The organism is Mesotoga sp. HF07.pep.5.2.highcov (assembly GCF_003666285.1).
GTDB classification, from domain to species: Bacteria; Thermotogota; Thermotogae; order Petrotogales; family Kosmotogaceae; genus Mesotoga; species Mesotoga prima.
This window is the reverse complement of sequence record NZ_JFHJ01000140.1, coordinates 1-25,761: the sequence shown is the minus strand read 5'-3', so window position 1 is coordinate 25,761 and position 25,761 is coordinate 1. Positions and strand designations below refer to the sequence as shown.

General features: G+C 43.1%; 20 protein-coding genes and 3 pseudogenes. 9 read left to right on the top strand and 14 right to left on the bottom strand.

Annotated elements, in window-relative coordinates:
* The first annotated feature begins 12 nt into the window (after positions 1–12).
* A complete protein-coding gene (locus BG32_RS02290; protein ID WP_014731481.1) occupies positions 13–966 on the top strand; it encodes a D-glycerate dehydrogenase in 954 nt (317 codons plus the stop codon).
* Here BG32_RS02290 and BG32_RS02285 read toward each other — a convergent pair whose 3' ends face one another.
* Complete coding sequence (locus BG32_RS02285; RefSeq protein WP_099771238.1) at positions 967–1,401, bottom strand: hypothetical protein; 435 nt, start codon at positions 1,399–1,401, stop codon at positions 967–969.
* Positions 1,402–1,474: 73 nt separating this feature from the next.
* Here BG32_RS02285 and BG32_RS02280 point away from each other — a divergent pair, with 73 nt between their 5' ends.
* Entirely contained in the window at positions 1,475–1,600 is a 126-nt protein-coding gene (locus BG32_RS02280) for a desulfoferrodoxin FeS4 iron-binding domain-containing protein (protein ID WP_099771237.1), read from the top strand.
* Between the two features lie 28 nt (positions 1,601–1,628).
* On the opposite strand, the gene BG32_RS02275 is transcribed toward BG32_RS02280, so the two are convergent.
* Entirely contained in the window at positions 1,629–2,150 is a 522-nt protein-coding gene (locus tag BG32_RS02275) for a hypothetical protein (protein ID WP_099771236.1), read from the bottom strand.
* A 300-nt stretch (positions 2,151–2,450) separates the two neighbouring features.
* Between BG32_RS02275 and BG32_RS02270 the strand changes: the two genes are divergently transcribed.
* Positions 2,451–3,056, top strand: coding sequence for a xanthine phosphoribosyltransferase (locus tag BG32_RS02270; protein ID WP_006487935.1), 606 nt, complete (start codon positions 2,451–2,453; stop codon positions 3,054–3,056).
* On the opposite strand, the gene BG32_RS02265 is transcribed toward BG32_RS02270, so the two are convergent.
* From BG32_RS02265 to BG32_RS02245, 5 genes and pseudogenes are all read right to left on the bottom strand, one after another.
* Positions 3,053–3,676, bottom strand: coding sequence for a hypothetical protein (locus BG32_RS02265; protein WP_259459445.1), 624 nt, complete (start codon positions 3,674–3,676; stop codon positions 3,053–3,055). The two genes, BG32_RS02270 and BG32_RS02265, sit on opposite strands and share 4 nt — an antisense overlap.
* Before the next feature lie 65 nt (positions 3,677–3,741).
* A complete protein-coding gene (locus tag BG32_RS02260; protein WP_099771234.1) occupies positions 3,742–5,439 on the bottom strand; it encodes a DUF4910 domain-containing protein in 1,698 nt (565 codons plus the stop codon).
* A gap of 12 nt (positions 5,440–5,451) precedes the next feature.
* A pseudogene (locus BG32_RS02255) lies at positions 5,452–6,201 on the bottom strand (SDR family oxidoreductase).
* A 51-nt stretch (positions 6,202–6,252) separates the two neighbouring features.
* The gene (locus BG32_RS02250) at positions 6,253–7,545 is read right to left on the bottom strand and encodes a hypothetical protein (RefSeq protein ID WP_259459444.1); all 1,293 of its coding nucleotides are present in this window, start codon (positions 7,543–7,545) and stop codon (positions 6,253–6,255) included.
* Positions 7,546–7,674: 129 nt separating this feature from the next.
* Positions 7,675–8,259: a hypothetical protein gene (locus BG32_RS02245; protein WP_099771232.1), complete on the bottom strand. Its 585-nt coding sequence runs from the start codon at positions 8,257–8,259 to the stop codon at positions 7,675–7,677.
* A 139-nt stretch (positions 8,260–8,398) separates the two neighbouring features.
* On the opposite strand from BG32_RS02245, the gene abc-f reads away from it, so the two are divergent.
* Positions 8,399–10,216: a ribosomal protection-like ABC-F family protein gene (gene abc-f / locus BG32_RS02240; RefSeq protein WP_099771231.1), complete on the top strand. Its 1,818-nt coding sequence runs from the start codon at positions 8,399–8,401 to the stop codon at positions 10,214–10,216.
* Here the strand turns inward: abc-f and BG32_RS02235 are convergent.
* Positions 10,211–10,645, bottom strand: coding sequence for a hypothetical protein (locus BG32_RS02235; protein WP_099771230.1), 435 nt, complete (start codon positions 10,643–10,645; stop codon positions 10,211–10,213). The two genes, abc-f and BG32_RS02235, sit on opposite strands and share 6 nt — an antisense overlap.
* Before the next feature lie 643 nt (positions 10,646–11,288).
* Here BG32_RS02235 and BG32_RS02230 point away from each other — a divergent pair.
* The gene (locus BG32_RS02230; protein ID WP_099771229.1) at positions 11,289–11,654 is read left to right on the top strand and encodes a hypothetical protein; all 366 of its coding nucleotides are present in this window, start codon (positions 11,289–11,291) and stop codon (positions 11,652–11,654) included.
* 306 nt (positions 11,655–11,960) lie between these two features.
* Here BG32_RS02230 and BG32_RS02225 read toward each other — a convergent pair whose 3' ends face one another.
* The 6 genes and pseudogenes from BG32_RS02225 to BG32_RS02200 form a co-directional block, all read right to left on the bottom strand.
* Positions 11,961–13,169: an ATP-grasp domain-containing protein gene (locus tag BG32_RS02225; RefSeq protein ID WP_014731473.1), complete on the bottom strand. Its 1,209-nt coding sequence runs from the start codon at positions 13,167–13,169 to the stop codon at positions 11,961–11,963.
* Between the two features lie 454 nt (positions 13,170–13,623).
* Positions 13,624–15,275: pseudogene (locus BG32_RS02220) on the bottom strand (phosphoenolpyruvate carboxykinase (ATP)).
* Between the two features lie 251 nt (positions 15,276–15,526).
* The gene (gene pepT, locus BG32_RS02215) at positions 15,527–16,765 is read right to left on the bottom strand and encodes a peptidase T (RefSeq protein WP_099771304.1); all 1,239 of its coding nucleotides are present in this window, start codon (positions 16,763–16,765) and stop codon (positions 15,527–15,529) included.
* Positions 16,761–18,119: an MFS transporter gene (locus tag BG32_RS02210; RefSeq protein ID WP_257211838.1), complete on the bottom strand. Its 1,359-nt coding sequence runs from the start codon at positions 18,117–18,119 to the stop codon at positions 16,761–16,763. The genes pepT and BG32_RS02210 overlap by 5 nt, the downstream gene beginning before the upstream one ends.
* Positions 18,120–18,499: 380 nt before the next feature.
* Positions 18,500–19,360 (bottom strand): DegV family protein, encoded by an 861-nt coding sequence (locus tag BG32_RS02205; protein WP_099771227.1) that lies wholly within the window; start codon positions 19,358–19,360, stop codon positions 18,500–18,502.
* Positions 19,361–19,493: 133 nt separating this feature from the next.
* On the bottom strand, positions 19,494–20,825 hold the full coding sequence (locus BG32_RS02200; protein ID WP_099771303.1) for a GH1 family beta-glucosidase: 1,332 nt from the start codon (positions 20,823–20,825) through the stop codon (positions 19,494–19,496).
* Positions 20,826–21,094: 269 nt separating this feature from the next.
* Between BG32_RS02200 and BG32_RS02195 the strand changes: the two are divergent.
* The 4 genes and pseudogenes from BG32_RS02195 (at position 21,095) to BG32_RS02185 (ending at position 25,341) form a co-directional block, all read left to right on the top strand.
* Positions 21,095–22,146 (top strand): annotated as a pseudogene (locus tag BG32_RS02195) (sodium ion-translocating decarboxylase subunit beta).
* Between the two features lie 13 nt (positions 22,147–22,159).
* Positions 22,160–22,291 carry a hypothetical protein gene (locus BG32_RS16035; protein ID WP_014731466.1) on the top strand — a complete coding sequence of 44 codons (132 nt, stop codon included), beginning with the start codon at positions 22,160–22,162 and terminating at the stop codon, positions 22,289–22,291.
* A gap of 72 nt (positions 22,292–22,363) precedes the next feature.
* The gene (locus BG32_RS02190; protein WP_099771302.1) at positions 22,364–23,401 is read left to right on the top strand and encodes a 3'-5' exoribonuclease YhaM family protein; all 1,038 of its coding nucleotides are present in this window, start codon (positions 22,364–22,366) and stop codon (positions 23,399–23,401) included.
* A gap of 92 nt (positions 23,402–23,493) precedes the next feature.
* Positions 23,494–25,341: a CehA/McbA family metallohydrolase gene (locus BG32_RS02185; protein ID WP_099771225.1), complete on the top strand. Its 1,848-nt coding sequence runs from the start codon at positions 23,494–23,496 to the stop codon at positions 25,339–25,341.
* The last annotated feature ends 420 nt before the right edge of the window (positions 25,342–25,761 follow it).

Genomic DNA, 25,761 nt, shown 5'->3' with positions numbered 1-25,761 from the left:
AGGAGGTGCTTAATGGACAAGATCTTCTTCACTTATAAGATTCCCGACGAAGGTTTGCTTCTTCTGAAAGGATACGACATCATGATCAACACTGAGGATAGGTTCCTCTCAAAAGAAGAGATTATTCAGAAAGCCAAGGATGCGGTAGCACTGGTAACACTGCTATCGGATAAGATTGATGCAGAGCTTATCAAATCACTTCCGAAATTAAAGGTGATTGCAAATTACGCGGTCGGCTATAACAACATCGACGTTGAAGAAGCCAGAAAAAGAGGTGTAAGAGTTACCAATACTCCCGATGTTCTAACAGACGCCACGGCGGACTTAACGTTAGCTTTGATTCTCGCTACAAGCAGAAGAATCGTTGAGGGCGACAGATTCGTTAGAGAGCATAGGTTTGCTGGATGGAAGCCAGACCTGTTAACAGGTCCCTCTCTCAAAGAAAAGAATTTGGGCATTATCGGCCTCGGAAGAATAGGGAGGGCCGTTGCAAAAAGAGCTCAAGCTTTCGGGATGAAAGTAATTTATCACAACAGGAAACCTCTTCTAACTGAAGAAGAAGAGAGACTTGGCGTGAATTATAGGAGCCTCGAGGAACTGCTTAAAGAATCTGATTTTGTGTCTATTCACGTCCCCCTTACAAGAGAGACACACCATTTGCTTAATGAGAAGCGACTTTCTATGATGAAACCTGGTGCGATTCTGGTGAACACTGCCAGGGGATCCATTATCGATGAAGCAGCACTGATAAAGACTCTTAAGAATGGTAGATTAGCTGCCGCCGGTCTTGATGTCTATGAAGAAGAACCAACTGTACCACAGTCTTTGATAGATATGGATAACGTGGTCCTTCTTCCACACGTAGGGTCTGCAACAAGAGAAGCAAGGACGGAAATGGCAATTATGGTGGGGCGCAACGTGGCCGCAGTTCTAGAAGGAAAGGAACCTCCCAATGCTGTGGTCTGATTATCTCGTTTCAAAATACCATATCGGTCCATAATATCTATTTCCATTTTTGTCAATGGCAACTATTTGCCAGTAATAAACAGTATCATTTGAAAGTCTATCGACGAAGTAACTATTCGATCCAGTAGATGCATAAAGCTTTGGCGTCGAAGATGTTCCCAGATAAAGATTGTAGCTGGCTATTTCGATGAGAGGGGAAGATTCTAGGCCGACCCTGGCTCCTGAATCTCTGTTTGAAACCCATATGTCCAAGTTGCTCAATATGATAGAGTTGTTTCTGACAACGACGTCCCAGCTAAGCATCACACTACCGCCATAAACAGGCGTCCCATCTTGAAGATGACTGGCGAAGATCACCTGTGGTTCCTGGTAAAGGGTACCTGCGGCGGCAACAATGAATATAGTGAAAAGAACGGCGAAAAAGACTCTTTCCATTGTCAGCACCTCCAATCCATTTGACTGTGGAAACAGTAACTAAGTTTACTATCAAAAAAAGGAGAGTGAGATCATGAAGGTAAAGAACGTTGGAGAAGTCTACAGATGTGAGATATGTGGAAACATAGTTGAAGTGAAAGAAGCTGGTGGAGGAGAACTAGTCTGCTGTGGAGAGCCGATGAAGCTTGTGCAGGAATAAAAGAAGCCCCGATTTTGGGGCTTCTTTTTTAGAAATACATGTCGAAACCCGAAAGGACTGGAAGCGGCCAGAAAAAGAGAGAGAAGTTGAACCTGTCCGTCATTTTGGTTACATCTACGAAGCTGATCTCAGGAGAGAGTCTTGTTTTGAAATTATCGGTTGTTTCGAAGAAAGAGTACATAGCTTGTCCTCTCAGTCCGAGCGCGAACATGAATCTTCTTCCAAACAAGTTAAAAGAAAGATTCTCGATCCCCGCCAGCAATCGTGCATCAATCCCTGCTTCTAGTCCCGAAACCTCCCCAAATGCACCCGAATACGAAACCGAAGGCCCAATATAAAGCATGGCAGGAGTGAAACTCAAACTACCGGTTTTGGAAGCGCCAAAGACTTGAAAGCCCAGTCTGTAGTATCCATTCACCGAGAATATTCCAAGAAGAAAAGGGAAATAAACAACCGAACCGCCGATATTGTTCGCGTTGAAATAGCTTCCAAAAGACGCAGTAGAAATTAGAAGAAATGCTATAAGTATTACGAGTGTCTTCCGCTTCATAAGAAACCTTCCGCTTTAGTTACGTAGCTCAATTATACATTTTCACTATCAAATGAAAAAAGACTTTTTGGTAGATTTAATCGTGATGAATAGGGGCATTTTGAATGATCGGTATCACCGGGAGTAAACTAGATCTCTCGAAAAAAATCACACTAGGCGATTCCGAGCGTCTTGATTTTGAATTCCTGTGCAATTTCGATCTGTTTTGAGAACATACCTTACATAAAAGGAATTTCTCCTTCAAGAAAAGGATACAGAAATAGTCGATCATTGTACCATATACCTTTTGGAGGTTAATCGATGGACGAAGTTGTTCTTTCCAGGCAAGAGATATTTTCTTCCTTTGAGGAAGCTGTAAGAAACAAGGGCTCCGTTCTGGGCAATGGCATTCTTCGAGTAGATTCCTTTCTTAACCATCAGATTGATCCACAACTAATGAAAAATGCTGGTGAACTAATCGCTGACTACTTCAGAACTTATGGAGTAACAAAAGTCTTGACTGCAGAGAGTTCTGGGATTGCTCCCGCATTGATGGCAGCTAGCAGCCTTGGTGCACAGCTCGTTTTTGCTCGTAAGAGTAGACCAATAACAATGCAAAGGTATCTGAGTGAATCCGCTCCTTCGCACACAAAAGGAGGGATAGTGGAACTCAACGTTTCCCTGGACTATATTGATGAGAAGGACAGAGTCATTATCGTGGATGACTTTCTGGCAAGCGGTAAGACCATAGAGGCCCTGGCCCGGCTTGTATTGAAAACGGGAGCATCGCTTCACGGCTTTGCGGCAATCATTGAAAAGACCTTCGAAGAAGGTCGAACTTTGCTGGCGAAGTTTGGCGTTCCTGTCCTGGGGATTGTAAGAATATCTTCACTCGACCCGCTCTCATTTGTGAAAAATGGAGTCTAGAAAACTGCGCAGAACTGCACTCCCAGATTCACAAAAGACAGGAAGAAGCGATCGTTATCAAAGGAGTTCGTTACGGACCAATATCTTGTGCCCGCTCTAACATAGTAGAATGGCCCTTCAAAGTGAAGTCCAGCGAACATATCTATGAATCCGTTCCCTTTTCCCAGTCCAGTAGAGACATCTAATCCAATGAAGACCTTATCGTTCATCTGCAGCCTCAAATCTGCAGCAGGGCCAAAGGACAAATCAGAAACCTTGCGGTCAAATGTTTTCGAGCCAGTGAGCGTCAGTTGTTTGAACCACAACCTACCTTGAACACCCAGTTGAAGAGAGAAGCGATCAAGCTCAGGAAGTATATACATATAAGTGAGCGAAAGTACATCCTGCTTAAACATTGATTCGTATGAAGCCAAAGGGTCAGTGTCCGTCGCCTCGAATGTACTTTTAACGGTGAAGTGAAAAAAACTCAACTCTATCAGATGTTCACCGCTGATCTCATACCCCACAGTTGGTAAGAAATAAGCGCGGAAGTCGTTTTTCATCAGGAGCTGGGTTCTCTCAGAATCACTGCCTTCAAGGAACCCACTCCACGGCATTGATACACCACTATCTACCTTCATCTCCAAATTTGCAAAACAGGACGCTGTTAAGATAAGAAAGATTATTAAACAAAATCCCCTGATGTTCATGATCTCAGCAAACCTTTCTCGATCATCCAGCCGGTAAGTACCCTAACCTTCCCGATCTCGACTCCGTAGTGAATACTTGCCAATAGTTCTACGGCTTCCCTACCTCCAACAACAGCCGCACCTCCCACCACGAAATCGGCGATACTTACGAAATCAATTTCGAGCTCGTCTTTAAGTTCCTGAGGGAATGTCCTGATCCATTCCAGACCTAAAGAGCTATCGAAGGTTGGCTCCAGTGGGCTTAGTGAAGGAAGATTCCCAGAATTATTGAAAACCTTTCTGAGTACTTCTCCCTCGTAATTAGAAATCAGAAGATCGAAAACATCATCGCTTCCTTCTCTCCCTGAAATTCTGTTTAGTATACCGAATAGCTCTCCTATCATCTTGCTTCTGACACTTATGAGCAAGTCCTGATCGGGCTTGACTAGCTGATCCAAAGTATTGAGAGCCGACAGACCTACCCACTCCAGTTCTTTTTCATCCATCATCTGGGGTGTGTCTAAATCCGAGTGGTAGTATCTATCTGGAAGATGGCCCATGAACGGAGAGGGAATTCCAAGAGTTGTGAAGACACAGTGATCTGAACCGGCCATGAAGGGAATCTCTCCAAATCTCTTCAGAGGATAACCGGCATTTGAAGGCATAAGAGTCTTGATATAGAATTCCAGGATATTTCCCCACCTCTGTGGCAAATAAGGTGGGACCTTTGAAAGAATAAATGTAGAACCCGTTTTGTTCTGATCTGCACCAACCATATCAAGGTTTATAGTATATATCGGAAGGTTATTCTCGCTCTTGAGTTGGAGAGCATAAGGTACGCTTCCCAAATATTCGGGAACAAGTGCAATTTTCACGGAATATGGGAAGTTCTCATCATTCAACACCCTTGCTATCTCAACGGCGAGAGCGGCTCCACTCCCGTTATCATCGGCCCCAGGCGAAGGATGACACAAATGCGCAGTTATGAGAACCTGAGGGCCATCATTGAAACCAGTCGCGTCTATTTGCAGAACATCAAAACTACCTTTCGACATATTTGTTTCAGCCCTGAACCCAACGATCGCACTTCCTTTTTTCGAGTAATTGAAGAGAAGATCGTACTTCTCTTTTGTAACCGAAAAAGCAACAGCGTTTCTATCGGCCGAATCTCTGTCGTGGGGGATCGTCAAGAAGTTTGTCATTTGAGGTAAATCATTGAGACTGCGACCAATTTCCTCAAAGACCTTTCTCATATGGCACAGAATTAGACACCTCGCCCCGCCCTCAACTACCGCATGCTGAAAAACCTTGACAGGATCTTCACTAGCAAGAACTGCTTTTCCGGAGTAATCTCCTTTACCGTCATATACAACTAGAGGTAACGATTCCCAGCCTTTGCTGCTTCCACTACCGGAAACCAGGGAGACTTTTGTGACTTTTGTTGAAGTGACGAAAACCCTCTCTGGATTCTCAAGCCACAGCTCCCCATATACTGGTTCCCATGCAAGTGTAGAGACGATGTTTCCCGTCTTTGTGACCCCATCGGCTGGATACTTCAATACCCGGAATCTATTTTCCGGAAGACCGGAACGGATAAGATAGTCCATTATCGAGTTCATAGATTCCTTATAGTCACGACTTCCCCGCATTCTGTGATATCCCGAAAGCATTTCTATAAGAGATTTAACCTTTTTTCCATCCAGCCTTTGACTCAACTCTGATCACTCCTATTCTAGATAAATCATCTTGTGTGTCATTTCACCGTCAACAACTAGATTTGCACCTGTGATAAAAGAAGCTTCATCACCGCTAAGAAAAAAACAGGCATCTGCAACGTCTTCCGGTCTACCAACTCGCCCGGCCGGGTGTTGATTATGTGCAACATCGCTTCGTTCGGATGGCTTACTGGGCTGGCTTTCAGTCATGTCGATCTATCCCGAGCATATCGCATTGACTCTGACTTTTAGCCCAAGAATAATGGCAAGTAAATGTGTGTGAGCCAGCAGACCACCTTTCGAAGTAGAGCATGGTTCCGAACTGCTTACCGACATCAAAGCCCGAGTCGAAACTATGTTTATTATGCTTGAGCCTTTCGAAGTGGCTAAATAAGGAGAGCAGTATTTCGCCATCAAATAAGAGCCCGTGAGATTGACCTCGGTTACTTTCCTCCAATCATCTGTTGACCTCTCTAGAAGTGTTCCGGTCCATCCTATCCCCACATTGTTTATGAGAACGTCTATCGATCCGAATAGTCCCACCGTACCAGTAACAACTCTCATTAAATCATCTTCAGAAGAAACATCTCCATAAATAAACGTCACTCGGCCTCCGTCGGAAATCATCTGGCTCACCAAGCGATTCCCAGCTTCCACATCGATATCCATAATCAACACAAATGCACCACATCTCGCGAAACCAATGGATATGGCTTTCCCGATTCCTTTGGCTCCACCAGTAACAAGTATGGTTTTGTTCAAGAATCTCAAAACGCACCCCCAAAGGATCCCAAAAGAACCATCTCAACAAAGCTAAACTCCGGTCAACCTCTCTGCCTGAATCGTTGCACACTTCTCGATCGCCGTAAGCTTTACTTCCTGCTCCTCAAAAGTCTCCGCAATCGCATGATAATGATTGTAAGTCCTTTTCCAACATATCGAAGCCTTAACTGGATCACTTTCATTACGTGCTATTTTCTCCAGGGTCATTCCTTTGACAAGCCACAGAGATATGTCATCAGCCTTCAATCGCAACCCCTCTTCGAAGACTTCAAGTGCTTTGTAGGGTTCTTCAAGACGATCCCGAAGCAAGGCTCCCAGCTTCCTAATGTATAACAGTTTCTCCTCAGGAGACTCAAGACTGTCAATAATTCTCTCGTAATCACTGGCGAGTTTTCTTAGAATCTCCTCGCCCGAATCTCTTTTCCTTGCTTTAAACTCGTAGTTAGCAATGCTTTTCTTAAGAAATTCAAGGTAATCTGATTCACCAGAAAAATCGGAATCATATCTTTTATCCGATATCGACTGTCCCAATATTCGAAGCTTTTCTATCAAAGCTCTTTTGATTTCTTCTTCTTCTATCTTCGGAAGAATGAGATCTAGTTTGTCAAGAAGAGTCACTTCATTTCCTTTGAAATAAACTACAAAGCGGTCAAAACTACCCGATAATTTCTTTGCGATTCCATCTAAATCTTCGCCGGAAAGCATAAGATCAATATACTTCACCGCAAGGTTGGAAAGTAATTGTTCGTCTTGAATCAGCGATTTGGAAGAGTCTAAGGCTCTCTCGAGAAGGCGAAGCTGTTCTACTCTAGAGATCTCTCCGACTTCCGAAATTGCTGAAATGTACATCTCTCGTAGCCGCACAAGCCTATCGGGCTCTTCGTTATAAACAGCATTCTCAAGCTTCTTAAGAGCAATCTCGGCAAATAATGCTTTCGAAGAGATCCTGTAGCAGCTTAAAGCAAATTTGATCGCAGCCTCAGGTTGGTCCTCAAAGAAGACTGATATGAATTCTTCCCAAAGGCCTCTATCAAATTCGCAGGCAAACTTCTCGATTTCTCGGGCAAAAGAGTTTTTCGAGGACCCGTCAATCTTCTCAAAGGTTGAGATAAGGTCTTCAAATGACTCAGGATCTTTGAGAAATGCGAGCCTTTCTAGTGCAGCCTTCATAGCGCCTTCATTATCTCCTTTTCCTCTCTTCAAATTCCAGAGTTCATATAGCAACCTACCTTTTTCCTCTTCTCGAGATTTCGAAATCCTTCTTTCTATCTTAGTAATCCTATTCTCTCTTCTTCTATCATTAATCTTCTTAAAGAACATCATATCCTCCGGCAACAAGGGAATGAATAGCTTCGATAAAAGGATACCAGAAAACCTCGTCTGGAGAACGTTGGCTTATCCTGAGGAGCGTTTACCCAAAAGCGAGTCGGCCTTCTGTGAAAAAACAAAAGATTATACCGAGACAGACGAGAAATCTACATCCAGAATCAAATCGATCAGGGATCTGCTCCATTCAATCTTGTAACCCCAAATTGTCTTCTGAAGGAAGTAAATCCGCGCTCCTCTGAACTCTCTGAAGACACTCTCTTCGGAAACTTCAGGGACAAATATCAGGCAGTAACTTTCAGGATCATCCTTCAATTCGTAGAGAGCGAGAAAAGTATCATACTCTGGATCGTCTTGAGTATATATCGATCCCGACAATCCATCTGTGAACCAGATGCCTGAACTTTGGGCATACTGTAGATAATACTTCTCAATAATTGACCAATACTTAGGGAAGTCAAATATCAGATTCCTCATGTCTCCTTCAAGCTCGACAATGGCTACCTTTCTCAGCGACACAATTTCATCTTCACTTAATCCGGCTTCAAGGCCGGAATCTTGCTGAAGACGAATTTGATTTGCATAGTCGATCATTGCCCTCTCATATTGCAGGAAGACTTGGTCTGGACTCCTGAAGAAGTTGAATCCCCAGATGTATGAGACCGCTAGAAATCCTGTAAGAACTATAAGAAAAGGCAACCAGAGTTTCAAAGAAATTCACCACCCGGTTTCACCACATAATCAAAGATATCACATGTCATCGAACCATGAATGCATGAAGACCCCTTCCCACAAAAGAAACTGTTATGTTGTATTATTATCACTGACCGGCAGATTGGAAGGGAAATGTATGCTGATTACTCTGAGCAAAGTTGGACACGATTATGGTCAAGACTTCCTCTTTGACGAAGTCTCAACCTCGATAGATAGGAAAGATAAGACAATACTTCTTGGAAAAAACGGAAGCGGAAAATCAACCCTCATGAGAATAATTTCAGGTGATCTTTTGCCGTCTGAGGGGGAGGTTTTCCTATCCACAAACGTGAGAATTGGTTATCAAATACAGAATAGAATACCCAATTCTGAGTTGACTCTTATGGATTACTACATGCAGGACAAATCGAGTGTCCTTCCTGACACCGAAGAATACTATTCCTTCGACAGAAGAGTAAGGAGTATCCTCGTAGGGCTCGAATTCGGCGAGGAAGATTGGGAAAGACGTCTCGAAACCTTCAGTGGTGGCGAACTAACCAGGATCTCTCTTGGAAAGCTTTTTCTGGTTGATTACGATCTACTGCTCTTGGATGAACCTACAAATCATCTCGATCTCGAATCGACTGAATGGTTAGTAAGCTTCTTAAAGAATTACAAAGGAGCTCTGCTTGTCGTTACTCACGACAGATACTTGATTAGAAACGTTGGCAATCGCTTCTGGGAGCTGAACGGCGGCTCGCTTTGGGATTTCTCCGGACCTTATGACAGATACCAGGCAGACAGAGAGATTATGTTAAAGAGCGGCCTGAGAACACGGGATAATCTTTCAAAAGAAATCGAAAGACTTGACTCTGTCGCAAAACGCTACAGATTGTGGGGGCAGGAAAAATTCATCAAGCAGGCGATCAACAAAGAAAAACAAAGGGACAGACTAATCGAGCAGCTCGAATCGATAGATCTCCCAGATGAAGAAATCAGAGGGACAAAATTCCGCCTGCCACAGCCAGATAGAACCGGCTACTCAGTTTTGAAGATCGAAAAACTGTCATTCGGCTTTGGCAGCAAGAATCTTTTCAGCAGCGCCACCACAGAAATACACAGGAGAGATAAGATCGGCCTTCTCGGCCCAAATGGCAGCGGGAAGACAACACTCTTGAAGATAATTACTGGGAATTTAAAGGGATACTCGGGAGAAGTTACCTGGGGCCACAACGTCCGTTGGGGCTATCTTTCTCAGCTGACCGAGGATCTAAATTCGTCAAACGATGTGCTCACGGAAATCTGGCAATTGATGAGGGGGCAACCTGATTACGAAGTTAGAAAGTACTTAGGAAGGTTTGGCTTTCCCGGCGACGATGTCTTTAAGCCAATACACACCTTGAGTGGTGGAGAAAAAACGAAACTCGCGCTTGCGAAACTGATATTATCGCGTCCAAACGTTTTGGTCATGGATGAACCGACGAACAATCTCGACATCTGGTCCATTGAAAGCCTTGAACAGGTACTGAAAGAATACGAAGGCTGCATAATTCTTGTTTCTCACGACAGAGAATTCGTACAGAATATTTGTGATCGTTTCTTGATGATCGATAGGCATAAGTTGAAGAGTGTATCCACTGTTGATGAGTATTTGAGTAGAAATCAAAGCTATACCGGTTCGGTGGGTAATGATGACGGGCGAGTCAGCTTTCAAGAAAGAAGGAGATTATCCAACAAGAAGAAGTCGATCATTGAAAAGTTGCAACAATTGGATGCTGAAGAAGAAGCTCTGTCCAATAGTCTGGAAGAGATTCACGCAAGAATGGGGCTTTACGCTAGTGATTACGAGAGGCTCCAAGAATTTCAGAACACTTTGGATCAGGCTGAAGAAAGGATTCTTGAGATTCTTGAAGAAAGAGAGATCCTGGAACACGACCTAGAGGAACTTTCTACAATGATGGGAAATCAATCATAACAGCATAAACGCAACTGAAAGCATTGAAAGAAAGATCGAAATATCTGCCATAACCAGATAAGCGTGGAAGCTTCTCTTATGGACCTCGACCATTGATCTTGGATCGCTTCCTCCTGATTTCATAAACCTGTCCGCCATAAGCCAGAACAAGAAAGTGAGAAACCATGACAAAGAGAAAATTGAGCTCCAAAGCAAGGAAGCTGAAACGATTATTGCCATTGTAATTGCTGCTCCCAAAACAACGAAAGAAAGAGCCGCTGCCGGTATTCTTATGGTTTGCCAGAAAGCGTGAAGGTAACCCTGAACCTGAGGTTCAGTTCTGGGATCCTTCATAGGTATCATCAAGAGCGAAACCGTGAGCCCCCCTCCAGCCCATAAAACGTAGGAGATCACAAATACTATCTTGCTAAACCCTTCGAAAAAACCCATAACATCACTCCAAAATAACTCTTCGTCACTGTCCTGCTAAGCGCCAGAAGAGCACTTACGTCTGGACAAATCTCTCTTTCAACGATCCCTTCAGGATAGATTATATCAGATAATTGTCTTCGTACCCTTTGACCTCGCTTCTGAAGAAAACTAGATAAACCGGAGAAATCGCCTGTATTTCTCGCAAAGTCACGCTTTTTGTCATTCGAAGATCTTGCATTCACGTAGTTTCTTGAGCAGTATCATTGTTCCATTATAGAGATAATCGCGAAGACCGTTGTTTCCGCTCTAGGCGGGCAATTTTCGGCGTTTATAAGATCTACAAACTATCGGCGTCGTGGGTGTCAACACTGCTGCACACACTGTGACTCTGGGAGTCAATGCTAAGGAGTAGACGGTTTCGAAAATGTCGGTTACAGGTCAAATGCAGTGGATTTTCCGAAATTCGAGCTCAAGCGTAAAAGAGATAACGGCATAGAATCGACCGGATAAAAGAGCGATCCATGTACTCCGCCAAAAAGATGAAAATAACGAAGAGATCTCTTTTGGTTAGTCGAAATCTCGCATACGGAGTCCAGATAACCACAAAGGACCACCTTCAATTAAAGACGTTGATATTCTGAATGTCTCGAAGCGTTGCTCGGTGGTCTTCACAATAACAACTCCAGACGATAAGTTGGCAAACAAACTCGAACCAGGAGTACCCTGGCATTCGAGAGGAATCGAAGTATTCAAGGCTTTATCTAGAGCAGGCATTGATGTCGAAATCGTGTTGATGCCGATCCTGCCATTCACAGAAGATAGTACGGAAGACATCTTGCCCATACTTACTAGAGGAAAAGAAGCTGGAGCCAAGTTTATCTATCCTTCAATGAGAATGACTTTGAGGGATAGGCAGAAAGAATATTACTATCTAAAACTCGACGAGCTCTTTCCGGGAATGAGTAATCAATACAAAAGAACCTACGGAAATTCGTACTTCTGTAGCTCTTCAAACGACAATATATGACAAACCACGTCCGTCATGAGGCAAAGCTGCTGAACCTGGATTTGCTTCAATTTGGAAGACCCTTCGGCGAGCCCAATCTTAATACTCAAATGATCTCATTCTAGCTTTCCAAACAATTCTTCGGGACTATTGATTCAGTCTCTCGAAACCAGGTTTCAATAGACTTTTCGTGCGTCATATGAATCAACAGTCTAACATTGTCTTGGACCATTTGAAAATTTCCATTGTGAGGTAGAACTTCTATTAGCTAACTCTAAGACCGTTTTACTATCCATAGCAGTGTTTTTTACGACCATGGTTTGATTTCTACACAGCTTTTTTCTTCTTGATTAACTCGTCCTCGGAACCTAGACTTTCTGTATCACAGGTTGCTCCGAGAGAAAAACTCTTCGTCTGGCCACCTCTGAGAGGTCCAAAGACAGCAGTGTTCAACATGGACAGAAGCATCACAAAAAAAGGAATCGGATCGCGAACATCCCATGAATCATCCTTTAGCTTCTTCCTGCTCTTGAAAAAGCCCTTCAGGTTCTTAAACTTGCCTTTAAACAACGTACTGAAGAACCAACCGATCTCCATTGCCGTTGTAAAAGTACCATAACCGGTTTTCGGCGATCTAGCCACGCTGACTTCACTTCCATTTGCTAATTCAAGATACGCCTTTACCATGTCAACACCAGAGTTATAAGCAATGAGCAGCCCGGGGCTCATCCTGGGATTTACATCAACCAGATAGTATTCACCATTGATTCTGTCATGTAGGAAATCCATCGAAATGAATCCAGAGTAGTTGAGATCGCTGACGATTTTCTTAACTTCTCCAAGCGCTTTTTCGCAATCTATAGAAACTCTGCAGGTACCAATTCCTCCAGATTCAGGGTATTCTCTTATGTTGTGATAAATGACGTTTCCAATTAATCGACCATTGTGAGCCAACCCTGTTGTACAAATCTGGTAGGGCTCTTTCCACTCTTGGACCAGATATCTGTCTTCTTCAAGATTCCTGCATCTTTTCTCGAACTCACCTATGGAATTAACCTTGAAAATCCCTTCAGCAGATCGCTGATTTCTGGGTTTAATTATTACCGGGAATTCACACCCCTCTAAGCTGAAATCCTTCAACAGCGCCGTCTTCGGAACACTTATACCAAGTGATCTTGCGTAAGTGGTCATTGAGTACTTGTCGTGAAGGAGAGTAATATGATCGTAAGAAGGAACCAGTACATTTACACGACCTTCCAACCTACCAATATATTTGCTGAACACAAAACCCTCTTCAAAGGTTGGACACAGAACATCGATCTTCAGTTCTTCTATCTTTTCAATGACGCTTTCGACAAAAGCACTGCTATTCTCACCGACTGAAGGATAAATGAATTTCCCTTTGAGATATCTGGAGTAAAGACCCCCGCTAAGTCTACTGCTGTCCGCTGCGAAAACCTCATGACCGCTTCTAGCCAAAAGCCTTATAGTATTAATTGCATACCACATTCTAGCGCCCGTAACCAATACCCTCAAACTCAAAACCTCCCGAAAGAGAATGAATAACGAAGATTATCAAATAAAATCTTATACCATCGAAGTAACAAATTGATTTTTTACCACCGTTCTATGAGCCCAGTATTTCCCGGGCTTGTTAGCCAACTGCGCAATACGTTAAATTAAGGCTAACTGAGACACCGACTGATGAACCATGCAATTGTCGCCTCCATTTACATAATAGAGACGATTTGATTTCTTTGAGAATAAATTGTATAATAAGTTTGAAAGGTTAACGGTTAACTTCGGTTACAGTGTATTCACAATGCACTCGTTTATACGGTAAAGTTAGCCGCAATCCGGACAACTCCTCGTTTCGTAGCAATTCCCCCTTCGATTCCTGACGCCAGTCAGGAATCCTTTTTTATTGTAAACTAAGATTGAATAAACAAATGAAAAGGCCGCCAAAGGCGGCCCCATGATAAAACCAAAACTACTCTACGATTTTCATCAAGGACGAAATCGATTCGACTGCCTCCTGGGGAAGTCTATCGAAGCCACCTCTTTCAACTTCTCTAGACCGAAGGAAGTTGTACCTGTCAACGAGTCTCTCCCTCAGAAGCTTCTTGTAGCTCTCATCAGAAAGATCAGGCAAAAAACCTTCAATAAACATTATCTCGAGTTCCTCGAATGGTTCCCACGGCAAGAACTCTGCTCGGTTCTCTACTATAGACTCGAGGATTTGAAGGGTGAGTTCCTTGGGAACCTTCTTCTCGCCAAAATGCCCGGTATTGAAAATATAACAGTTAATCCCTCTGTGAGTAAACAATTCAAGAAAACGATTAAAATCGTCAGAAAGCGGATAGGTTCTGAATGGATTCGCGTAGGGCTCTATTACCAGCGCATTGGGATCAACTCCTGGTGCCAGGCGTTCAGCGAGGTCCTTTTTGTAGCAAGAGTCGCGCCCATAACAGATGCGAGAACAGGATCGTTGACTTTCACTACCGGAGGAATTGATGGGTCTTTCATCAACCAGATGATGGCTTCTACTGGTTCATCGAATTTGTCTACTCTATTTGGAGACCAGATTTTTGACTTGATTGCCCTTCCGTTTCCGTTTCTAATGTCCTCCGTCACAATAACAATTCGTCCTTCGTCGTCCTGGGTCGCACCAACGTTCTGAACAGAAAGAAGGAACTTGTTGTCTTCACTATTTAGAGGATAGTCGGACGTCTTGTCGAAATACGAGGGTTCCAGTGCTACGGAAGATCCATCGGAAGATGAAATCACGAAGGCATCATCGTGCAACACTGTAACATCATACTTTCCGTTGTGCTTAGCATGAGTAAGCGTTGACTTTCCGGAACCGGACAGTCCAAAGAAACCCACAACAAATTTTCTGTCCTGGAGATTGTACCTTTTCTGACCACCATGACAAGCAGCAAAACCATGCCTGTTGGCACATCCCCACGCAAGGGTAAGCGTTCCTTTTTTGAATTCACCGAAGTATCTCATTCCGAGAATTGCGGCGCAATTGTGTTCCGGATCGAAGAATGAAAGCCCCAATGGATGATCTGGATGATGCCATTCCGGGTCGGAAAACACAAAAATATCGCCCTCGTTTTCACACCTTTCTGAGGACTCATACATTTCGTTGTAGAATTCGTTTATCGGCTGGAAATTTAACAACCAATTATAAATCAGGTTCTCGTGGGTTTCAGGAACCAGAAGATGTGCCTTTACCATGAAATCTCTATCGAGCCCTATATACGCCTGGGCATGGTACATCTTCCTGTTTCTTGTTTTGTAGACTGCTTCTCGCAACTTCGCTCCGTATTCTGTTTCGTTTACTCCTGGCTCTCCCACTATTCGCCTCGCCGAGGCACATCTTCCAGTCACGGCGCCGTCATTGAAGAGAAGAACTTTTGAATCTGAATCAAGACCGGCTTTTTCGGGTTTATAAACTGGAAGGTCAGTGACTATCGTACCTGCCGAGTTCTTCGCGAGCTTGTAGGCCTCACTGGGCGAAACGACCGGTACTACGTTATTTCCGTAGAAAGCTGTTTCTATCGTTACACGGCTCATTGAAAAGAGAGGGTTATCTCTTCCAATTCTTTCTCTCACAAATCTGGAACTAGTAGACATCTTTCACCTCCAAGAGATCCCAGAAAATCTGTAGAGCCTTACTTACAAGACTCCTTGAACTAAGAACCACGAATGTTCGCATAATCTACAAAGATCGTGCGAATCAAAGCAAATCTAACGTCTTTGAACATAAATCTCTATATTGGGGTGTGACTCTTACCAAAAAAAGCTGTAGAGTTATACTGGGTTAAGGTGATCGTTCTTTAACTTCAAATCTTCGTCTCCAGACTTTGAACTTCCATAAAAGAGTCCTAACTTTCAAAGGTTGCCTCCTCAGAGAACAACTCTACTATCTTCGTAATTACCTGAACCGACTTTTCCATAGATCTTATTGGTATGTACTCGAATCTTCCGTGAAAATTGTGCCCTCCTGTGAAGAGATTGGGTGTAGGAAGTCCCACAAAAGAAAGACGCGCACCATCAGTTCCCCCTCGCACAGGTTCTATTTTCGGTTCAATTGAAAGACTCTCCATTGCCCTTTTCGCGGTCTCAACAACAAAATACACTTCCTCTATCTTCTCTTTCATATTGTAATAAGAGTCTTCAGTACAAAACGTGACCGTATTTTCTCCATATTTGTAGTTCAATAAAGCCGCTACTTCGGAAATCATCGTCTTTTTTCTTGAAAACTTCTCCCTAGAATGATCTCTAATGATGTATTTTAGTATTGTTTCTTCTACAGAACCTTGAACACTGATTAAGTGGAAGAATCCCTCTCTCCCGCAAGTAGTGGCAGGTATTTCATTTGAGGGCAGCATTCCGTTGAATTCACATGCAATGAGCATTGAGTTTTTCATCTTATCTTTCGCGCTTCCAGGATGGATATTCAGTCCTTTAATCACAACCTCAGTGTTGGCAGCGTTGAAAGTCTCGTACTGCAGTTCTCCAATGCCTCCCCCATCTACTGTGTACGCGTAATCGGCTCCGAATTCTTCTATGCTGAAATGATTAGTTCCTCTCCCGATCTCCTCGTCCGGTGTAAAGGCTACTCTTATCTTGCCGTGTTTAATCCGGGGATTCGAAATTATAAATTCCATCGCGGTTAAAATCTCTGCAATTCCTGCCTTGTCATCCGCTCCAAGCAAAGTAGTTCCGTCAGTAACAATCAGATCTTCTCCAACATATCTTTCAATTTCTGGATACAGATGAGGATCAATATAGAGGTTATCTTTCTTGTTAAGGAGCAACTTCCCTCCCTGATATTTAACAATTGAAGGTCTTACATCTTTTCCGCTCATTTCCGGGCTCGTATCCATATGGGAGATAAATCCAATCACGGGTAGTTTCGTTTCAAGGTTTGAGGGCAGGGTCCCCATCACATAACCAAAATCGTCAATAGTAACTTCAGACAATCCTATAGATTCCATGTCCTCCTTGAGAGTTCTGGCAAGATCTAGCTGACCAGTTGTAGACGGGAAAGTCTTAGTTTCAAAGCTTGAAGTGGTTTCAATCGATATATATCTCAGAAATCGCTCAATCAATTTCTCAATCACTATTATCACTCCTTCTTCTTGATTTGTTCTTCTCTATCATCACTTCAATAAACTCTCTCGGCCTCGCTGCAAGTCGATTAGCTATGACAACTGCCGAATTGAAAACCATTCCAGGTACTGATACGACTTTCTTCGTCTTTACTCTCTTCAATAGCAGAAAAGAAACACCTCTCAAGACCAGAGTAACTAGGAACAAAATCTGAATGCCAAAAAACGTATGTCCACCGAGTGTCCAGGTAAACTTGTTAAGATAAAAAGCAAGAACCCCTCCAACGAGTGAACCAGCAAGAGCGGAAGCCCCATTCGAAAAAGAAAGCAACGCATAGTAAGTTTCCGCATCAACCCCATTTAGTAATTCGAGCATTGTAGTGAAAAGACAAAGATTTATTGCGCTCCACGAAGCGGTACCAATAAAAGTATCTACGTAAAGTAAATAGACCGTTCCCCTGTCCATGAACAACCAGAGAAATGTCTTTAAAAATGCACCGAAGATGCCGAATTCCAATACCGCCTGTCCTCCAATTCTATCAGCTATCCTCCCCCACAAAAGATAAAACACCATCGTAAGAGTTGAGCTGAAGATGTTAAGTAAACTGAGAAACGAATAATCCAGTTCCATATTCACCAGCTCATGATAGGCAAAGAAGGGTGAAGCAATCGCAATTGAAAAGCTCCAGAAGGAATAGAAACGGAGATAGGTCATGAATTTCTTATCTCTTGTAACAGCCTTAAAAAGGCCACTTCCATAGCTTATCTCGTGTGGAGGATCGTTGTGAAGACCCAGTAGAACAAGGCTGACCAACGCACTGACTGCCCCCATAGTGGTTATTATCACAAAACCCGTTTTTCCAGATGAATGGTCAAGAATGAAAGAATAAAGAAGCGTTATCAACATATTTGTTATTGTGAATATAACGTTTCTCAGGCTGAAGAACCTTGCCGATTTATCTGGCGGAACAACATCCCTGATAATTGATACCCAGAAATTCCCTGCCAAACTTGCTGCAAATGAAAAGAATGCAAGAATTACCAGTAAAAGTGACTGTTTGTTTATTCCTAATGCGAGTGTTACTGGAATAAACGCCGTCGATAGTCTCCCCGCAGACGCACATATCATCATTGCTTTCTTTCTGTTTCCAACCAGTCTTAATATAAAAGGAGCAATGAGTTGAATTAATTGTGAAACTGAAGGGAGAACTCCAATCAAAGCAATAACTGGTTCGGACGCCCCAAATTCAAGAGCAAGCCCCGTCCCAAGGAATCCCTGAGTAATTAAGAAGAACCCATTGTAAATGGCACCCTCAAAAACCGATAGAATTCTAGTTTGACTGTTCCTGTCCAATAGATACATCTCCGGCTGAGTAGAGCACTAAATGTCTCTACCACCAATAATTGCAATCTTCAAGGAAAGCTAAACAAAATATATAACTAAATCATCGGATCACAGTTCGTCCTACACAATATGGATTTTGACTTTACCGAATGTTTACAAAGAAAAACCGATAATTATGATCCAGTATATTGACAAACCCGATAGTTTTGGGTAGAATTATATCAAATAGATAAGAAACCCTTGCACCCCAAAGCTCAACCGGTCATTAAAAAAGACAAAACAACTTAGCAACAATATGCTTGTTCACCATTACCCCCCATGTTATGGATGACGGACAAGGCATGAGAAACCCCCTGGAATATCCCGATTTTTAAGCCGCCACTCCGGCGGCTTTTTTTTTACTCCAAGATCGCAGCAACTCCGATCAGACCGGGACCTGTATGACAAACAAGAGATTGAGATATCTGTCCGGTTATTATATGGCTAAGTCCAGCGGCTTTAATCTCTGAAACCGCCATCCTGAAAAGCTCCATGGTTTTCTCACTCTTGTCAGAAGTATAAGCCGCAATGTTCAGCACCCTATTGCCGTCGATGAAATGAATCAGTTTCTCGACGGAGCTTTTCACAGCTCTCTTCATACCTCTTTCTTTAGAAACGCTGTGATAAACACCGCCTTCTCCGACAGTAATTACGGGCTTCAGATCAAGAATATCACCGATGGTGGCGGTAACCTTTCCTATTCGCCCTCCTGCTCTTAGATATTTCAGTACGGGTATGCAGAAGAAAACCTTCGCTTTCCTGACAGAACCCAGAATGTCTTTGACGACTCCTTCAAAAGACTCCCCACTTTTGATCAGCTCAATTGCTTTCATTGCCAGAAGACCAGATCCAATTGAAATATTCTTTGAATCCACTACTTCAATTTTCGAATCGCCATGCTTTTCTGAAAAATCGCGAACATAAGACTTAACCTGATCAAGTGTGCCACTCAGGCCACTTGAAATCCCTATGAAGAGGATCTCGTTGTATCCCTTTTCATAAAGGCTTTCGAAAGCTTCCCCGATTTCGGGCGGTCTTGGAAGCGATGTCTTCGGAAACTTGTTTTCCATGTACTCAAGAAGATCAGAAGTGGAAATATCAATATTGTCCCGATATTCCTTACCATCCAGGACTATCTTCAGTGGCACTTCCCTTACATTGTCTTTTGCTTTAACCTCATCAGGAAGATCACATCCTGAATCCACGACAACTCCGATCATTTCAAAACCTCCTATCAAACAAACTCTTTCACAGTTCTTTATAAGACCTTTGGTATCTTTTCTTCGTTCAGCAGGGCTCACAATGAAAACCACAAATGGAACCCGGCAGTATTTTTCTTAGAAGAGAGCTTTCTCAATCCCGTTCGAGGAAGTCTCTGTAATAGTAATAGCTGCGCTTGGGGATACGTTTAAGACCTTTTTCGTAGTCAACATACACTAATCCGAACCTTTTCGAATAGCCATAAGACCATTCGAAATTATCCAGCAGCGACCAGACATAAAAACCCCTCAGATCTACTCCTGCCTTCAAAGCACTGAGAGCGGAAGAGAAATGCCTCTTCATATAGTCAATCCTTTCAAAATCTTCAACAAAGCCATCAGTCAACTTGTCCTTGCACGCCATGCCATTCTCGGTAATGTATATTGGTTTTTTTCCGTATTCTTTGAATGTCTTGTAAAGAAAAGCTTCAAGCCCCTCGGGGTAGACTTCCCATCCCATTTCTGTCTTAGCAAGTTCACCTTGAATAACCTCACTACCTAGAATACTTGATTCTTCCTTTCTTACCACGTTTCTTGTGTAGTAGTTTACACCCCAAAAATCAAATGGCGTCGATATTAAATCCATGTCACCGTCTTCGATGAGCGGTTGTACTCCTGCATCGTTGAATCTCTTGAAGAGTTCAGAAGGATACTCACCTGTTATGGGTGTCTCAAAGAACCATCCGTTAATGAACTGATCTCGAATTCTTGCAGCCCATCTGTCTTCTTTGCTATCGGTGGCCGGTTCGACGAAAATTGAGACATTAGCAAGACCAATAGTCCCATCTTTGACGACTTCCCTAAAACGTCTCACAGCCTCTCCATGAGAGAGTAACAGGTTGTGAGCCACGGTAAGTGAAGTTTTCAGATCTCTCTTGCCCGGGGCATGTTCACCCCAGAGATAGCTTACATGAGAGGAACAATAAGGTTCGTTCAGCGTGATCCAGTGTTTTACCCTGTCCCCAAATTCGCTGAACACCAAGCTGGAGTAATCGCCGAAATAATGTCTCATATCTCGGCTCTCCCAGCCATCTATTTTCCTATGCAACTCAAGAGGAAGATCCCAGTGATACAGTGTGACCATGGGTTGTATCCCAACTTCCAGAAGTCTATCGATAAGTTTGTTGTAAAAATCCGAACCCTTACGGTTTATCTTTCCTCGACCTTCGGGGAGCACCCTCGACCAGGATATTGAGAATCGATATGAATTAACACCAAGTTGCTTCATTAGCTCAATATCTTCGGAGAACCGGTGATAATGATCGCAAGCAACGTCACCATTGTCTCCGGAATTTACTTTGCCGGGTCTGTGAGAGAAATCAGTCCAAATCGATGGCCCCTTTCCATCCTCAAAATCAGCTCCTTCAATTTGATAGGAAGCCGTTGCTACACCCCAGAGAAAACCCTCAGGAAATACTGCCCTCAAAGCGACCGCCTCCTTGAGATCAACCTCAACTGACAAATCCTACCACAACTCAAAGAATTGAGCAGTGATTGTTTGCTTTTCAGAAAATTAGTCACAAAGACTTTTCGACCCGATCAAAAGCTTTCCGTATGTATTAATATTGTATTTGAAAAAGGGGCAATCCGCTTCCTTTCACACAAAAGTCGAATGTGAAACTTTGAAATACAATTCGGGAGGCATCACCAGTGAATCTACTATCGAACTTTTCTATTCCTTTAGGGAATCTAGTAATGTTTGCAATAGGAGCAATCCTGATCTACTTAGCAATAAAGAAGGAATATGAGCCAATGTTGCTTCTTCCTATCGGGTTTGGAGCTATTCTTACAAATATTCCTGGGTCATCGGCTATTGGAGAGCATGGTGTGCTCACTATTCTTTACGAGGCCGGGATTGCGAATGAACTTTTCCCAGCCTAATATTCATCGGGATCGGAGCCATGATAGACTTTGGACCTCTATTACAGAAACCCGTTATGTTCTTTTACGGAGCGGCTGCTCAGCTTGGGATCTTCTTGACCATTATTGTGGCAGCGTTACTGGGATTTGACATAAGGGAAGCGATTTCTATAGGGATAATAGGTACAGCCGATGGTCCAACGTCTATTTATGTCGCAAGTAGACTGGCAATCCACATGTTGGGACCGATTTCAGTCGCCGCCTATTCATATATGGCTCTCGTTCCAGTTGTGCAACCACCAATAATAAAACTGCTGACCACTAAGGAAGAGAGAAGGATCCGAATGGACAACAGGACCGAGAAGGTTCCCAAATACGTGAGGGTACTTTTCCCGATCCTAGTGACTCTGTTAGCGGGAATTATTGCACCTGTAAGTGTAGCGCTGATAGGGATGCTGATGTTTGGTAATCTTATAAGAGAGTCCGGCGTACTAAACAAGTTGAGTAATGCCGCTCAAAACGAACTGTCAAACATTATCACTCTCTTTCTTGGGATTACCATTGGCTCAACTATGACTGCAGAAGCATTTCTTAATTCAAGAACCTTGTTGATTCTCTTTATGGGGCTTGTCGCTTTTGTATTGGATACGATGGGCGGAGTTGTTTTCGCCAAGATCTTGAACGTTTTCAGAAAGCAGAAGATAAACCCCATGATAGGTGCTGCAGGAATTTCTGCTTTCCCGATGTCTGCCAGAGTTGTTCACCGTATGGGACTGGATGAAGATCCGAACAACTTTCTCATAATGTATGCAACCGGAGCAAACGTTGCAGGTCAGATAGGTTCTGTACTGGCCGGTAGCATTGTTCTGGCACTTTTTCTTGGATGAAAGGAGTTAAGTGATGAATGAAGCCGTTTCCAAAAGCATAATGATCTTTGTTGAGGGCTATCCGACAATGTTTCTTGCTACTGTTGCCTTCTTTATAATGATAAAACTGCTGATGAAGTCTGCATCAAGAAAAGATGCAGGCTAGTCTGTTTCTGACTACCGGTACTATGAAACTCGTTTCAGAGAGTTTTAAATGTTGCAAAAGGAGCAAGACACGATGATTGATGGAAAAAGTGGAAGTTATCCCGTGCTTTCCGAAATCCTCAGAGAATACAACTCTGCGCTCGACAGGGTCGAAAACTATGTTAATTCAAAGCAAGGTTTCTTCTTCATATTCAGTTCAAAGAGGATAGAGGGAAGCAGAGGCCCATACTATGACTGTCTCGTAGGGGATTCTAAGTGTAGAACTGAAGCAAAGGCATGGATCAGTGAACAGGGCTGTTTGGAACCGGTTGAGGGCTGGATAGGTCTTGCAGACTACCTTATAGATAACAGGTTTGGATTGAGCATAAAAATCAGGAAGCTCTTCTCAATAAGTGAAATGGAAAGCTACAGCTCAGGCTCGATAACCCAGCTGCTTCCAATTGTTGAAGACTTAGAAAAGATAAAATCCGAAGTTCTGGAACTTGTAGAGTCGATCAAAGATAAGTATCTGAACACTCTTGTAAAGCGGATGGTTTCTGATGATGGGGTTTGCCCTGACTTCTTTGAAGCGCCTGCAGCAAAAGTCTATCATCATGCCAGAATCGGTGGTTTGGCGGAACACAGTCTCTCTGTTGTTAGATATGCACTGGCTTTAAGAGAAGCGTCAAACTCCAGACCAAACATTGACAGAGATCTAATCATTGCAGGAGGTTTTCTGCACGACATTGGAAAGACAAGGACCTACATAACGGAATCTTTCAAGTTTGATTATTCCGATGATGGTTATCTAGAAGAACATATAGCTATTGGCGCCAGGTTGATCGAATTAGAAGTCTCCAAAATTAGCGGCTTTCCGGAGGAAACCAGAAGAAAGCTAATGCACATAGTGTTGAGCCATCACGGGGAACTGCAGTTCGGTTCACCGGTAACACCGAAAACCCGAGAAGCAATACTGATATGGCTTTGTGACAATATTGATTCAAGGCTTGACAATTTTGAAAGCCATGCTTTTTCTGCTTCAAAAGAAAGCAGATGGACAGACTTCTCAAAGATGCTTCAAAGCAGATTATACTTAGGTAAAATCGAAAACGAAGAAGAGATTGGAGACTGATATCCTATCTAGATAGGAAAAACAAGATGTGTTGATTCTCCTGAGCTTCAGTGATCTTACATAAAAAACGTTGATTGTGAAAGGGTGATTTGATGAAAAGGTTTGTATTGGTGGCGCTGCTTCTCCTATCATCTGTCGCCTCAGTTGGCGGCAATCTCAACCTTTACTTCGGGAACCCCCACTCCCATACTTCTTACTCGGATGGCTCAGGAATTCCGGAAGAGGCTTATTCCTACGCCAAGGAAGTCCCGGACCTCGACTTTCTAGCAATAACCGATCATGCCTATTATTTCGCTCAAGATCTTCCTGATGGCAGGAACAAACTAGCTGCAACAATAGAGGCGGCTATTGAAGCAACATCTGAAGACTTCCTATCATTTGTGGGGTTCGAATGGACGGCGACAGGAACAGGACACATCAACGTTTACGGCACAAGTGATTGGACCGATAGAGTCAAATCCGATCTCTGGCAGCTCTATGACTGGATAATCGAGCATGATGCCGTCGGTCAATTCAATCATCCAGTGAGAGATTTCGGTGACAACTTCAAGGAATTTCAGTATTCCCCGGAAGCCGATCTCTATATGAATCTTATAGAAGTAGGCAATGGAAGCTGGTGGGAAAACGATACAATTGTCGAAGAGATGTTCAGTGCATATCGGGAAGCACTTCGTAAAGGATGGCATCTTGGTACGACCCTTGGTCAGGATAACCACAAACCTAATTGGGGAGGTGCAAATGACTCCAGAACAGCCGTCTTCGCAACCGATCTGAGCGAAATATCGATACTGGAAGCATTTAAGAAGAGAAGAACATACGCGACGGAAGACAGGAACATTGAGATTCATTTTTCAACCGAGGAAGCATTCATGGGAGACATAGTACGTGATGCCGATAGAGTTGAACTTAGAATACTTATACGTGATACCGCGGATGATCCTTTGGAAATTGTCCAAATCTACTCGAATGACGGGGTTATTGCAAATTTTCTTGTAGACAGTCACGAGTTCTATATTGAGATGGCAACAAATATTGAAGTTGGATTTCAGTACTTTTTCGTATACGCAAGAGGCCATGACGGCGAGGAAGCAGTTTCTTCTCCGATTTGGGTAGAAAGATCTTGCCCTATTCACCTCTATAATTCAGCCGCATTTCCGGAAAGTGTCAAGCCCGGAGAAAGAGTGACTCTTTCATTCCAGATCTCAAACCTTTCCTCTGAAGAAGCTTCTTCTTTGCTTCAGATAGAGAATCTAGAAGGGATTATCCACGAAGAGATTGTGACGCTGGAGGGATTCGAATCGAAGATAGTTCATCTCGAAAGGACCGCAGAAGAACATGATGCAAGGATACTTTTCCTTCTTGATTCAGTTCCGTACTCTAGCACCTGGTTAGAGATAAGAAGTTCTGCCTCTCTCAATGTTCTGGTGGATAGGAGTCACATCAATTACGCAAGTGACGAGCGAGAAAAACTGAAGATGCTACTCGAAGAAATGGGCAACAGGGTTTCCACTGCAGATAGGATCTTCAAAGTTGGTGAACTCGATACTATAGATGTCCTTCTACTTCCACTTCCTGGAGCAGGTGGGAGTTTTGATCGTCTGAAAATACTAATGCCTCAGCAATCGAATATCATAAAGGAATTTATTATGAACGGTGGCAGACTGATTATAACAGGCACAGGAGATGAAATCAGCAATGAAATTATCTCTTCCTACAATAAGCTCTTGGAAGAGATGGAAATTTATGCAACCTATGAAAAAGCCATTACTAGTGATGCAGTTGAACTCGACGGGATCGTGTTCGATGGACTTTCCGTTCTTCGGGGAGAGTCAGGCAGGCATGTTTACGGGAAGGGCGAGATTCTTCTCTTTCCCGGTGATCCATTCACAGACAATGTGATCGAAAACAACAAAGAGCTTCTTGACCAGTCATTTAGATGATCGAGACCTTTTTGATTAGACCAACCTGAACAGAATTGTCTATACAGTCATCGGAAACGTTTGATAACCGCCTTGATCTTTGGATTACTTTAGACATAAATTCATCGACAAGAGACGGATTATTTAGTCATCGTGTGAATAAGGTTATCAAATTTAAGAACCACTTTAGGAAATCTTAGAGTTTAATATTTGAATTTCTCCCCCATTATGCTATAATTCCTTAGCAACAGGTACATTTACTACGAAGGAGGCACAGTTTGATGACCATGAGAGCATACGTTCCGGCAACCGTTTCCCTTAACCGGGTATCCGGCGATGCCGTACTGTGCCACGCCTTCTTCCGTCGTGTGAGGTATAAGATCGTATAACGACAATTGGATTATGAAGGACCGTGGCTTGCAACAGCCGCGGTCTTTTTTT